This is a genomic window from Actinocrinis sp. (assembly GCF_035650855.1).
Lineage (GTDB): Bacteria > Actinomycetota > Actinomycetes > Streptomycetales > Catenulisporaceae > Actinocrinis.
On the sequence record NZ_DASRGV010000168.1, the window covers coordinates 1 to 12254 of the forward strand.

Here is a 12254-nt window from a genome sequence, read left to right on the forward strand (position 1 = left end):
AGATCCGGGCCAGCACGTCATACGGCAGCCTGGTCCAGTCGGCGGTCATCGCGTCCTCGGACGAGACCGGGCGCAGCACGATCGGGTGCCCGTACGTACGGCCGTCGCCCTGGACGCCAACCGAGCGCACATCCGCCAGCAGCACCACCGGGCACTGCCAAATCGCCCGGTCGAGCCCGGCCTTCGTCAGTTCCTCGCGGGCGATCGCGTCGGCCTCGCGCAGCAACTCCAGCCGCTCCTCGGTGACCTCGCCGACGATGCGGATGCCGAGGCCGGGGCCGGGGAAGGGCTGGCGCCAGACGATCTCGGCAGGCAGGCCGAGTTCCTCGCCGACCCGGCGCACCTCGTCCTTGAACAGCTTGCGCAGCGGTTCCACGAGCTCGAATTCGAGGTCGTCGGGCAGGCCGCCGACGTTGTGGTGCGACTTGATGTTCGCGGTGCCGGCGCCGCCGCCGGACTCGACCACGTCCGGGTACAGGGTGCCCTGCACGAGGCACCAGTCGGAGGGCGAGGCGCTGTGTGCGGACTCTGAGTCACCGGCGACGATCTCGGCCTGCGCCTGCTCGAAGACCCGGATGAACTCCCGGCCGATGATCTTGCGCTTCTCCTCCGGATCGGTCACCCCGGACAGCGCGTCGAGGAAGCGCTGCCTGGCGTCGACGACCTTGAGCTCCACTCCGGTGGCCGCGACGAAGTCCTTCTCCACCTGCTCGGCCTCGCCCTTGCGCAGCAGCCCGTGGTCTACGAACACGCAGGTCAGCCGGTGGCCGATAGCCCGCTGCACGAGCGCGGCCGCGACCGCGGAGTCCACCCCGCCGGACAGGCCGCAGATCGCGCGGCGGTCGCCGACCTGGGCGCGCACCGACTCCACGGCCTCATCGACGATGTTGACCATCGTCCAGCTCGGGGTGATCCCGGCGCCGTGGTACAGGAAGTTCTCCAGCACCTTCTGGCCGTGCGCCGAGTGCAGCACCTCGGGGTGGTACTGCACGCCGTACAGCCGCCGCTCGTCGTCTTCGAAGGCTGCGACCGGCGTTCCGTACGTGCTCGCGCTGACCAGGAAGCCCTCGGGCGCGGCGACGACCGAGTCGCCGTGCGACATCCACACCGACTGCGCGGCCGGGGTCCCGGCGAACAGCGTCGAGGAGGATTCGCGCACGGCCAGGTCGGTGCCGCCGTACTCGCGCGTCCCGGTCTTGTCGACCACGCCGCCGAGCGCCCGCGCCATGGCCTGGAAGCCGTAGCAGATGCCGAACGTGGGCACTCCGGCGCGGAACAGCTCCGCGGCCACGTTCGGCGCGCCGTCGGCGTAGACCGAGGAGGGGCCGCCGGACAGGATGATCGCGGCCGGGCGCTTGGCCAGCAGCTCGGCGACGGACGTGTCGTGCGGCACGATCTCGCTGTAGACCCGCGCTTCGCGGACCCGGCGCGCGATGAGCTGGGCGTACTGGGCGCCGAAGTCGATGACGAGGACCAGGGGGGAAGTGGAGTCCATAGTGCGACCAGTTTAGGGGACCGGCGGAAAGCGGCCGTTCCGTCGCGAAGAGCGAACGAGGAGTCCCCGTGCCTGGCCGGTCAGGAGTGATCCCGGCGGTCTGGCACGGGGACGGGAATGGTACGCGGACGCTGCCGGCTGTCCCCTGCCGGCGGACACGCACCGAGGCGAGGTCCCACAGCCGCGGGTCGGTTGTCGCTCGGCCCGGCCCCGGCCGTTCGCCCCGGCCCATCCGCCGTGGACAACGACTGATCGGACGTCCGGTTACGCGCGTCCGCGGCCGAGTTCGAGCAGGGCCATGGCGATCGCCGTGCCGGGGCGGCCGAGGGTGGCGGAGTAGCGGGCGATGATCTCGGTCTCCCGGCGCAGGTCCACCCGGCGGCCGCCGTCGGCGATCCGGGCGGCCTGGATCTGCCGGGAGACGTCGATCCGGCGTTGTACCAACGCGGCGATCTGGGCGTCCAGCGCGTCAATGCGTTCACGGCCGGACAGCACGCCCTCGGGGCCGTCGGCGCCACCGAGGCCGTCAGGGCCGGCGGCGGCTTCGGAGGCCACCGCTTCGGCGGGTGACGGGGCGCTGCCCGGCACTGCGGAATGCTGCGCCGCGGGCTCGGCGTGCGAGGCGGGCGACGCCGGGGACTGGGGCGAAAGCTCGGTGGCGGTCATGGTCGGTCGGTCCTTCCGGGTGGTCCTTGCGGGCGGTGTGGGAAGGCGCCGGCGGGCCCGCACGACCCGAGGCGAACGCGACGGCGCCCCGGACCCTGCGGGGTCCGGGGCGCCGTAAGTGGTCTCGCCGTGTTCGTCAGCGCGCGACCGCCTGGCTTGCCGGACCTGCCGGAAAGCCATAGCTAAATCGCCGGGACTGAAGCACGTTCGTCACCCTAGCAGAACACGCGAAGAGTCCGGCCCGCGTCCACGAGCCGGACTCATCCGCGCTTGAGCGAAGGCTCAGCCCCAGCTCTGGGCGTTGGACGACTCGGTGCTCCGGTAGGCCTGCTCGGTCTCGTCGAGCACCCGGCCGATCGTCTGCAGCACGTTGCCGAGGTCGTTCTGCGCCGAGGTCCAGGCCGCCTGCTTCTGCTGGTACTGCTCCGCCGCCTGGCCGGTCCAGCTCTGGACCATCGGCTGCAGGAAGCTGTGCAGGTCGTTGAGCTTCTGCTCCAGGTTCTGGTACGTGCGCTGAGTGTTCTGCGCGGCCTCCGCGATGGTCGCGAAGGTGACCGCAACCTGACCCGCTTCGTAAGACATTTCCTACTCCCCTCGTGAATTGGAGACCCGCCCTGCGGCGGATATGAGAACCCTGCCGCCGTCTCTTACTGGAGACCCCTGAGAATCGCGCCGATCTGCGACGAGTTCTGCTCTTCCGTGGACGAGTAGGTCTTGGTGGTCTGGTCGAGCATCTGGGCGATGTCCGCCAGCGCCTGCTGCAGCTTGGTGGCGTCGCTCTGCCAGCGCTCCATCAGCTGCTGGAACGCGCTGGCCGCGTTGCCCTTCCAGGAAGCGGCGACCGGCGAGAGGTTGTTCATCAGCGAGTTGAGCTCCGACTGGATCTCCTCGCTGACCTGCTGAACCTGCTGCGCCGCCTTCTGCATCGTCGCAGCGTCGGTTGTGAAAGCTCCGGCCATCGTTCACCATCCCCGTCAAATCAGGAAATCTGCGTATAGGACAACTGTGAGGTTGTCAGATCCACCATTCCCGCGCTCCCCCAAGCTCCAAGGCCCTCGCAGAGGTGACGGTTCGGTGCCATCTGCCCCTACACGCTACTGGCACGAGCGCGGCGGCAGAAAGCGGGGTAACAGACATTACCAAGTCTTTACCCCCTTCCGGCGCGTCGTGATCGGCGGGACGCAGCCGTCTGCCGCGGCCCGCTGTCAGCGCTCTGGATCAGGTCAGCGCCTTGTGGGCGTGCGCGCCGACCCGGTCGGCTACTTCATCCCGAGCCGCTTGAGCAACCGCAGCGAGAAGCTCAACTGCTTGGTGTAACGCTCGGCGGAGAATCCGAACCAGGGGGCGAGCGGAAGCACCGTCTGCCGGGCGATCGTCTGCACCTCGGTGTAGCGGTGGATGCCTTCGACCCCGTTGCGGCGGCCGAGCCCGGAGTCGCCCATTCCGCCGATGGCCGCGCCGACGGAGCCGAACGCCGCGGCGTACGCCTCGTTCACGTTGACCATTCCGGAGTGCAGGCGCAGCGCGGCCTCTCGCGCGCGCTTCGTGTCCCGGGTCCACACGGCCGCGTTGAGGCCGTACGGGGTGTCGTTGGCCAGCTCCAGGACCTCGGCCTCGTTCTTGAATCCGTACACTGACACGACCGGCCCGAAGGTCTCCTCGCCGTACACGGACATGGCCGGAGTCACCCCGGACAGGATGGTGGGCTCGTAGAACAGCGAGCCGATGTCCGGCCGGCGCCGGCCGCCGGCCAGCACCTTGGCGCCCTTGGCCCGCGCGTCCTCCACGTGCAGCGTGACCGCTTCGAGCTGCTTGGTCGAGGCGAGCGAGCCGATCTCCGCCGAGTAGTCGAGGGCGCCGCCGAGCCGCATCGCCTTCGTCTCGGTCACGAAGCGCTCGACGAACTGGTCGTACAGCGAGTAGTGCACGTAGATGCGCTCGAAGGACACGCACAGCTGGCCGGCGGACGAGAAGCAGCCGCGCAGCGCGCCCTGGACCGCTTTCTCCACGTCGGCGTCGTCGAACACGACCATCGAGTTCTTGCCGCCGAGCTCGAGCGAGCAGCCGATCAGCCGGCCGGCGGCCTGCTGGGCGACCTGGCGGCCGGTGCGCGTCGAGCCGGTGAAGGCGACGTAGTCGGCGTGGTCGACCACGGCCGGTCCGGTCACCGGGCCTTCGCCGGTGACGATCTGCCACACGTCCTCAGGCAATCCGGCGCGGACCGCGAACTGGCGGACGTAGAGCGCGGTCAGCGTGGTGGCGTTGTCCGGCTTGTGCACGACCGCGTTGCCCGCGACCAGGGCCGGGGCGATGTCCATGACGACCAGGGCGAGCGGGTAGTTCCACGGCGTGATCAGCCCGACGACGCCCTTGGGGTGGCGCACCTCGGAGACCTTGGTGAGGCCGGGCAGGATGCCGGGGCGGTGCCGGTCCTTGAGGTAGCCGGCGGCCGCGGCGGCGTAGTGGCGCAGCGCGGCGGCCGAGCCGGCCAGCTCTTCGTAGGCGTGCAGCCGGGCCTTGCCGGTCTCGATCTGGACGAGGTTGAGCAGGTGCGGTTCGTTGTCGAACAGCAGGTCGTGCATGCGGCGCAGCACCGCGGCGCGTTCCCGCACCGGCCGCGCGGCCCAGGCCGGCTGCGCGGCGCGGGCCTTCTGGAAGGCCAGCCGCACGTCGCCGGGCGCGGACTGCGGCAGGTCGACGATGACCTCGCCGGTCAGCGGGGCGTGGATCGGGGTCGATGCGGCTTTGGAGCCGACCACGACGTCCTCGACCAGCCGGGCGACGAACTCGCGGGGCAGGTGCGGGCGTATGGAGTCGAGTCTCGCCGCCGGGCCGCCGTTCGCGCCCGTTCCGGCGCCAGCGCCCGGCCCCCCTCCCGCCGCTTGGCTCTGCGCCGCCTGGGGAGTCACACCGCTCGTCGTCATAGCGCACAGACTAGAGCGGCCACCTCGCTGAATCCAGACCAGGTTACCGGCAGGTAATCGACGATCAGACCACGGTGAGCGGGAGCAGCTTCTTCCCGGTCGGGCCGATCTGGATCTCGGTCTGCATCTGGGGGCAGACGCCGCAGTCGAAGCACGGGGTCCACCGGCAGTCGTCCACCTCGACCTCGCGCAGCGCGTCCTGCCAGTCCTCCCACAGCCATTCGCGGTCGAGGCCGGAGTCCAGGTGGTCCCAGGGCAGCACCTCGACCTGGTCGCGCTCGCGGGTGGTGTACCAGGCCACGTCGACCGGCTCGTCCTTGAGCGCGCGCTCGGCGGCCTGCATCCAGCGCTCGTAGGAGAAGAACTCGCTCCAGCCGTCGAAGCGGCCGCCGTCCTCGTAGACGGCGCGGATGACCTTGCCGATCCGCCGGTCGCCGCGGGAGAGCAGGCCCTCGACGATGCCGGGCTTGCCGTCGTGGTAGCGGAAGCCGATGGCGCGGCCGTAGTCGCGGTCGGCGCGGATCGCGTCGCGCAGCCTGGCCAGGCGTGCGTCCGTCTCCTCGGCGCCGAGCTGTCCGGCCCACTGGAAGGGGGTGTGCGGCTTGGGCACGAAGCCGCCGATGCTGACGGTGCAGCGGATGTCGCGGCTGCCCGAGGCTTCGCGGCCGGCCTTGATGACGTTGCGGGCCATCTCGGCGATCTGCAGCACGTCCTCGTCGGTCTCGGTGGGCAGGCCGCACATGAAGTACAGCTTGACCTGGCGCCAACCCGCCGAGTAGGCGGCGCTGACCGTGCGAATCAGGTCTTCCTCGCTGACCATCTTGTTGATGACCTTGCGGATCCGCTCGCTGCCGCCCTCGGGCGCGAACGTCAGGCCGCTGCGACGGCCGTTGCGGGACAGCTCGTTGGCCAGGTCGATGTTGAACGCGTCGACCCGGGTGGAGGGCAGCGAGAGCGAGGTGTTCGTGCCCTCGTACCGGTCGGCCAGGCCCTTGGCGATGTCCGCGATCTCGCTGTGGTCGGCGGAGGAGAGCGAGAGCAGGCCGACCTCTTCGTATCCGGTGGCGGACAGGCCGCGCTCGACCATCTCGCCGATGCCGGTGATCGAGCGCTCGCGCACCGGCCGGGTGATCATGCCGGCCTGGCAGAACCGGCAGCCGCGGGTGCAGCCGCGGAAGATCTCGACCGACATGCGCTCGTGCACGGTTTCCGCCAGCGGGACCAGCGGCTGCTTCGGGTACGCCCACTCGTCCAGGTCCATGACCGTGTGCTTCGACACGCGCCACGGCACGCCCGGCCGGTTCGGCACCACGCGCTTGATCCGGCCGTCCGGCAGGTATTCGACGTCGTAGAAGCGCGGGATGTACACGCCGCCACTGTGTCCATCGTTAATACTCTGCGCGAGGCGCATCAGCAGCTCGTCGCGGCCGCCCGGCCTGCCCTCGGCCTTCCAGGCGCGCACGATGTCGGTGATCGTGAGCACCGCCTGCTCGCCGTCGCCGAGCACGGCCGCGTCGATGAAGTCCGCGATCGGCTCGGGGTTGAAGGCGGCGTGGCCGCCGGCGATGACCACCGGGTGCGACTCGTCGCGGTCCTTGGCCTCCAGCGGGATGCCGGCCAGGTCCAGCGCGGTGAGCAGGTTGGTGTAGCCGAGTTCAGTGGAGAAGGAGACGCCGAACAGGTCGAACGCGCCGACCGGCCGGTGCCCGTCCACGGTGAACTGGGGTACGTCGTGCTCGCGCATCAGCGCTTCGAGGTCCGGCCAGACCGAGTAGGTGCGCTCGGCCAGCACGCCCTCGCGCTCGTTGAGCACCTCGTAGAGGATCATGGTGCCCTGGTTGGGCAGGCCGACCTCGTAGGCGTCGGGGTACATCAGCGCCCAGCGCACGTCGCAGGCGTCCCAGTCCTTCACCGTGGAGTTCAGTTCGCCGCCGACGTACTGGATCGGCTTGCGCACGGAGGGCAGCAGGGCTTCTAGACGGGGCCAGACGGAGTTCACCACCGTCCCAGGCTACCTGGTCCGGCGGAGCCTATCTGGTCGAGCGCAGCCTGACGTTCTCCAGCAGGCCGACGGCGATGAAGTTGGCGAACATCGAGGAGCCGCCGTAGGAGACGAACGGCAGCGGGATCCCGGCCACCGGCATGATCCCGAGCGTCATCCCGATGTTCTCGAAGGTCTGGAAGGTGAACCAGCACAGCACGCCGGCCGCCAGCAGCAGCGGGAAGGGCTCGGTGGCCAGGCGGGCGATCGCGCAGGCGCGCCAGAGCAGCACCGCGAACAGCGCGATGATCAGCAGGCCGCCGACCAGGCCGAGCTCCTCCCCGGCGACCGTGAACACGAAGTCGGTCTGCTGCTCGGGCACGAACTGGCCGTTGGTCTGCGCGCCGTGGAAGAGGCCCTGGCCGAAGATGCCGCCGGAGCCGATCGCCAGCCGCGCCTGGTGCGTGTTGTAGCCGACGCCCTGCGGATCGAGGTTGGGGTCGGCGAACGCGGCGAACCGGTTGACCTGGTGCGCGGCCAGCAGGTGCAGCTTGACGATCGCGACCACGCCGCCGGACGCGGCGATCGTGAGCAGCGCGAGCACCCGCAGCCGGACGCCGGAGACCACGATCATGCCGACCACGGTCGCCACGATGACCATGGTGGTGCCCAGGTCGGGCAGCAGCGCGATCAGGCCCATCGGCGCGGCGGCGGCCAGCAGCGCGAGGCACAGCAGCCGGGCGGAGGGCACGTCCCCGGGTCGGCGCGCGTCGAAGACCGGGGCGAGCAGGTCGGGGGCGCGCCGGACGGTGGGCCGGGCCGCCAGCGTCATCGCCACCGCCATCACGACGCCCACCTTGGCGAATTCGGCGGGCTGGATGGAGAAACCGGCGCCGAGTTCGATCCAGGAGCGGGCGCCGTTGACGGTCGAGCCGAGCGGGGAGAGCACCGCGAACAGGCCGAGGACGGCGAACAGGTACACCGCCGGGGTCAGCGCGCGCATCCGCTTGTGGTCGAGGGCGCTGACCGCGACGGCCAGGACGAGGCCGACGCCGAGGTTCAGCAGGTGGCGCTTGAGGAAGTACTGCGGATCGCCGCCGGTCAGCGCGCTGCGTTCCCGCGTGGCGGACCAGACCAGGACCGCACCGATCAGGGCGAGCGCGACCGCGGATCCGGCCAGCGGCCAGTCGAACCGGCGCAGCGCTCCGCCGCGGCGGGCGGCGGCCCGCACGCGTTCGGTCGGGGATTCGGCCGGCGCGACGGCGACTGCGGGGACGCCGGCCTTCTCACCGATGATCATGTGGCTGTTCCCACTCGGTACGGGATCCCTCTGGACCAGTTCGCGCGGTAGAGCTCTGCGAAGCGTCGTTCCGGGAGGAAGTACGCGGCGGCGGGGAGGACCGGTGGCGCCGTGTGAATTGAGGGGGCGCCGTGCAGCGAGGGCAGGACCGCGGAGACTCCGTATGCCGGCGGCGGGAGGTATGGCGGCGGGAGGATCTGGTCCGCGGGAGTGACCAGCGTGCCGTCCGAGCGGATCTGCGGAAGCGACGCGGGGGGCTGCGGCAGCATGGCGGCCTGCGGGTCGATCGCGCCCTTCTGGACGCCGTACAGCGCCTCCTCGATCTTCTCCACCGCCGGGCCCGAGGTCATCGCGCCCTGCCCACCCTGCGAGACCATCATCGCGACCGCGTACTGCGGGTGGTTCGCCGGGAGGAACGAGGCGAACACGGAGGTGGCCTGCTTGCCGTAGACGTCCGCGGTCCCGGTCTTCGCGCCGACCGCGATCTTGTCCAGCGGCCAGCCGCCGAACACGCCCGACGCGGTGCCTTCCTGCGCTACGCCCTCGAAGGCGTTCACCAGGAACGAGCGCGCGGCCGGCGAGACCGGCACGTGCCCGACCACCTTCGGCTGATACGTCGCGACCACGTGCCCGTCCGGGGAGATGACCGCCTTCTCCAGGTGCGGCTGGTAGAGCGTCCCGCCGTTGGCCAGCGCCGAGTAGGCGCGCGCGAGTTGCAGCGGAGTGACCAGGATGCCGCCCTGGCCGATCGCCTCGATCACGGCGTCGCCGCCGCGGAACTGCCAGCCGTCCTGGCAGTTCTCGTACGCGATCTGCTTGAGGTACGCGGCGCGGGTCGGGTCGGAGGCGGCCACCTCGGGATAGCCGGTCTGCGCGCGGCGGCACCAGACGTCCTTCATCTGCTTCCAGGTGGCCAGCTTCTCCTGGCGGGTCTGCACGTCGCCGCCGGCCTCGCCGGGCAGGTCGATCCCGGTCGCGCGGCCGAAGCCGTACTGCGCGGCCATGGTCTGGACCGGGTCGGCCGGGTGCGCGACCGGGCGGTTGCCGCCGTCGTGCAGCCACATCTGGTAGGCGGCGCGGTAGAACACCGTGTCGCAGGAGACTTCGATGGTGCGCTTGAGCGAGATGGGGCCGAAGGCCTCGCCCTCGAAGTTGTGGAAGGACTGGCTGCCGACCTCGAAGGAGGGCGAGCAGTCGTAGGTGCCGTGCGCCGGGAAGCCGTCTTGGAGCATCGCCGAGGCGGTGACCAGCTTGAACGTCGAACCGGGGGCGAACTGGCCCTGATACGCGCGGTCGAGCAGCGGGACGCCGGCGTTCGGGTCGGTCAGGTGCGCGTAGTCGGCCGCGCTGATCCCGCCGCTCCACACGGTCGGGTCGTAGCTCGGATAGGTGGCCATCGCGACCACTCCGCCGGTATTCACGTCGAGCACGACGACCGCGCCCGAGTCGGCCTTGTAGTGCGCGCTGCTGTTCTTGTCCCAGCCGCCGCGCGCTGACTTGATCGCCGCGGCGAGCTGCTGTTCGGCGACGGCCTGAATGTGCGCGTCGAGGGTGGTGACCACGTCGTCGCCGGCGACCGGTGCGGTGGAGGAGACGGTGCGTACGGCGCGGCCGAGGTTGTCGACCGCCACCTCGGACGCCCCGGAGACGCCGCGCAGCTCCTTGTCATAGGTCTGCTCAAGACCGGAGCGGCCGACCATGTCCGTGGGCTGATAGGTGGAACCGGGGGCGCTCAGCTCGTCCGGGCTGACCGGGGAAAGGTAGCCGAGTACCTGCGAGGCCTGGACGCCGTATGGCTCGGGGTAGGCGCGCTGCGCGGCGGGCACGACCGCGATTCCGGGGAACTGGTCGTGCTCCTCCATGATCTTGACGGCGAGCGGGGGCGGCACGTCCTGCGCGACCGGGATCGGCTGGTACGGCGAGCCGGTCCAGCAGGGCTGGGAAACCGTCGGCGAGCAGAGCCTGGCGCGCTGCTCGAGCTGCGCCACGGGTACGCCGAGGGTGCCGGCGAGCCGTTCGAGCACGGCCTTGCCCTGGTGCGGCTGCTGCGTCAGCGTGCTGAGGTCGACGGTGACTTCGAGCACGGTGCGGTTGTCCACCAGCGGCCGGCCCTGGTCGTCGAGGATCGAGCCGCGCACCGCCGCGGTCGCCACCGTGCGCAGGTCGTTGGCCGCGGCCGCCTGCTGGAACTGCGGCCCGGAGCGCACCTGGAGGTACCAGAGCCGGACACCGAGCGTGCACAGCAGGGCCAGCACCAGCACCTGCACGACGGACACGCGGCTGCGCGCGAGTTGCGGCACGGACAACGGACGGTTCACACCCTCTCGGCCTCGGAACGCAGCCCGGGGCTGGTGTGCGCCGGGCCGGGGAAAACGGGGCCCTGGACGGCGTTGCCGACCGGGGCGAGGTATCGGGCGCCCGCGCCGCCCGCGCGGCGGGCCAGGGCGGCCAGGCCGGGAACGACCAGGGGCGTGGCGACGGCGGTGTACAGCGCGGCGGCGCCGAGGGCGAGCAGCAGGCCGGGGCGGGAAAGGCCGATGCCGTCGCCGAGCGCCAGGCCGATCACGGTGTTGAGGATCAGGGCGAGCGCGGCGTAGCAGCCGGCCCGGAAGCTGGTGCGCAGCGCGGAGCGGCGCACCTCGCGGGCGGCGCGGCCGGCGAGTGCGCCGACGACAGTCAGCACCAGGGCGTGCCGTCCGACCGCGCCGAGTGAGGGCGGCGCGAGGTCCTGGATGAGGCCGACCAGGAAGCCGGCCGCCGCGCCGCTGGCGGTCCCCCACTCGGCGGCGAGGGCCAGTGTGACGAGCAGGACCAGATCGGGCACCGCGTAGGGCAGGTGTAGCTTCGGCACGACGGATGACTCGAGCGTGAGCGCGAGGATCGCGGCGGCAGCGGTCAGCGCGGCACGCAGCAGGGTTCGCATGGTCTCCTGACCTCTTCCGGCGCGGTATGGGCTGCTATGGCTGCGTCGCGCTGGCTGACTGGAGGTCAGATGCAGCGGGTCCCGGCACCATCGCGTCGCGCGGGTCTGTCCGCGGAGGCTGCACAACCACGGCCACTGTGTCGACGGACGTCGCGTTGACGTACGGGGCAACCAACACCGTGCGCGTCAGCGCGCCAGGCGTCGAAACGACCTGACGCACCGTCCCGACCGGCACTCCGGGCACGAATGGCGTGTCACCGGCCGAGCCGAGGGTGACGACCACGGCACCCGGCTTGACCTCGAGCTGCGGGTCCAGGAATTCGACGCGCAGCGTATGCGGGTCCTGACCGGTCGCGGTGCCGATGGTGCCGGAACCGGCGAGCCGGACCCCGACCGTGGAGGCCGGGTCCACGGCCAGCAGCACGGTCGCGGTGTACGGGCCGACCGCGGTGGTGCGGCCGACCAGCCCGTCGCCGGTGACGACGGTCTGGTTCTCGGAGATGCCGTCGCGCGCCCCGGCGTCGATCGTGGCCGACCAGGTTCCGTCCTGGGCGGGGGAAAGGCCGACCAGCCGCGCGGGCACGGTCTTCAGGCCGCCGAGCGCGGTCAGCCGCAGCAGCTTGTCGAGCTGGTCGGCCCGTGTGCGGTTCTGCGGACCGGTCTCCAGCTGCGCCTTGAGCGCGGCGACCTGCGCGTTGAGCTGCGTGATGCGCTGCTGGTCCGCGGCCGAGTGGCCCCAGCCGCTCAGCAGTGACCCGACGCCGCGCATCCCGCTGTCCGCGGCGCGCTGCACCGGTCCGAGCACGGACTGGCCGACGGAGCGGACCTTGCCCAGCGGGCCCGGCGCGCCGGGGCGGTCGCCGTGCGCGTCGACGGTGATCAGCGCGAAGCCGGCCAGCAGCAGCCCGACCAGCACGATCCGGGTACGGCGCGTGTCACGCATATAGCGGCGTCCTTCATGCCCG

At 71.1% G+C, this 12254-nt stretch carries 10 protein-coding genes; all 10 read right to left on the bottom strand.

Annotated features, from left to right (window positions below; all coding sequences use genetic code 11):
- Nucleotides 1-1495 (bottom strand): glutamine-hydrolyzing GMP synthase (guaA, locus tag VFB40_RS12645; RefSeq protein ID WP_324850209.1); only part of this gene is annotated, 1495 nt, incomplete at its 3' end.
- A 264-nt stretch (nt 1496-1759) separates the two neighbouring features.
- A complete protein-coding gene (locus VFB40_RS12650) occupies nt 1760-2161 on the bottom strand; it encodes a chorismate mutase (RefSeq protein ID WP_324850211.1) in 402 nt (133 codons plus the stop codon).
- A gap of 282 nt (nt 2162-2443) precedes the next feature.
- Nucleotides 2444-2743, bottom strand: a complete 300-nt coding sequence (locus tag VFB40_RS12655; RefSeq protein ID WP_324850213.1) for a WXG100 family type VII secretion target — start codon at nt 2741-2743, stop codon at nt 2444-2446.
- A gap of 65 nt (nt 2744-2808) precedes the next feature.
- A complete protein-coding gene (locus tag VFB40_RS12660; RefSeq protein ID WP_324850215.1) occupies nt 2809-3120 on the bottom strand; it encodes a WXG100 family type VII secretion target in 312 nt (103 codons plus the stop codon).
- Between the two features lie 300 nt (nt 3121-3420).
- Nucleotides 3421-5085: a succinic semialdehyde dehydrogenase gene (locus VFB40_RS12665; RefSeq protein ID WP_324850217.1), complete on the bottom strand. Its 1665-nt coding sequence runs from the start codon at nt 5083-5085 to the stop codon at nt 3421-3423.
- A 64-nt stretch (nt 5086-5149) separates the two neighbouring features.
- A complete protein-coding gene (locus tag VFB40_RS12670; RefSeq protein ID WP_324850219.1) occupies nt 5150-7087 on the bottom strand; it encodes a TIGR03960 family B12-binding radical SAM protein in 1938 nt (645 codons plus the stop codon).
- 28 nt (nt 7088-7115) lie between these two features.
- Nucleotides 7116-8366, bottom strand: coding sequence for a rod shape-determining protein RodA (rodA, locus tag VFB40_RS12675; RefSeq protein WP_324850221.1), 1251 nt, complete (start codon nt 8364-8366; stop codon nt 7116-7118).
- A complete protein-coding gene (mrdA, locus tag VFB40_RS12680) occupies nt 8363-10666 on the bottom strand; it encodes a penicillin-binding protein 2 (RefSeq protein ID WP_324850284.1) in 2304 nt (767 codons plus the stop codon). Before mrdA ends, rodA begins: the two co-directional genes overlap by 4 nt.
- A 14-nt stretch (nt 10667-10680) precedes the next feature.
- Entirely contained in the window at nt 10681-11289 is a 609-nt protein-coding gene (gene mreD / locus VFB40_RS12685; RefSeq protein ID WP_324850223.1) for a rod shape-determining protein MreD, read from the bottom strand.
- Nucleotides 11290-11323: 34 nt separating this feature from the next.
- The gene (gene mreC, locus VFB40_RS12690) at nt 11324-12232 is read right to left on the bottom strand and encodes a rod shape-determining protein MreC (RefSeq protein WP_324850225.1); all 909 of its coding nucleotides are present in this window, start codon (nt 12230-12232) and stop codon (nt 11324-11326) included.
- Nucleotides 12233-12254 lie beyond the last annotated feature (22 nt).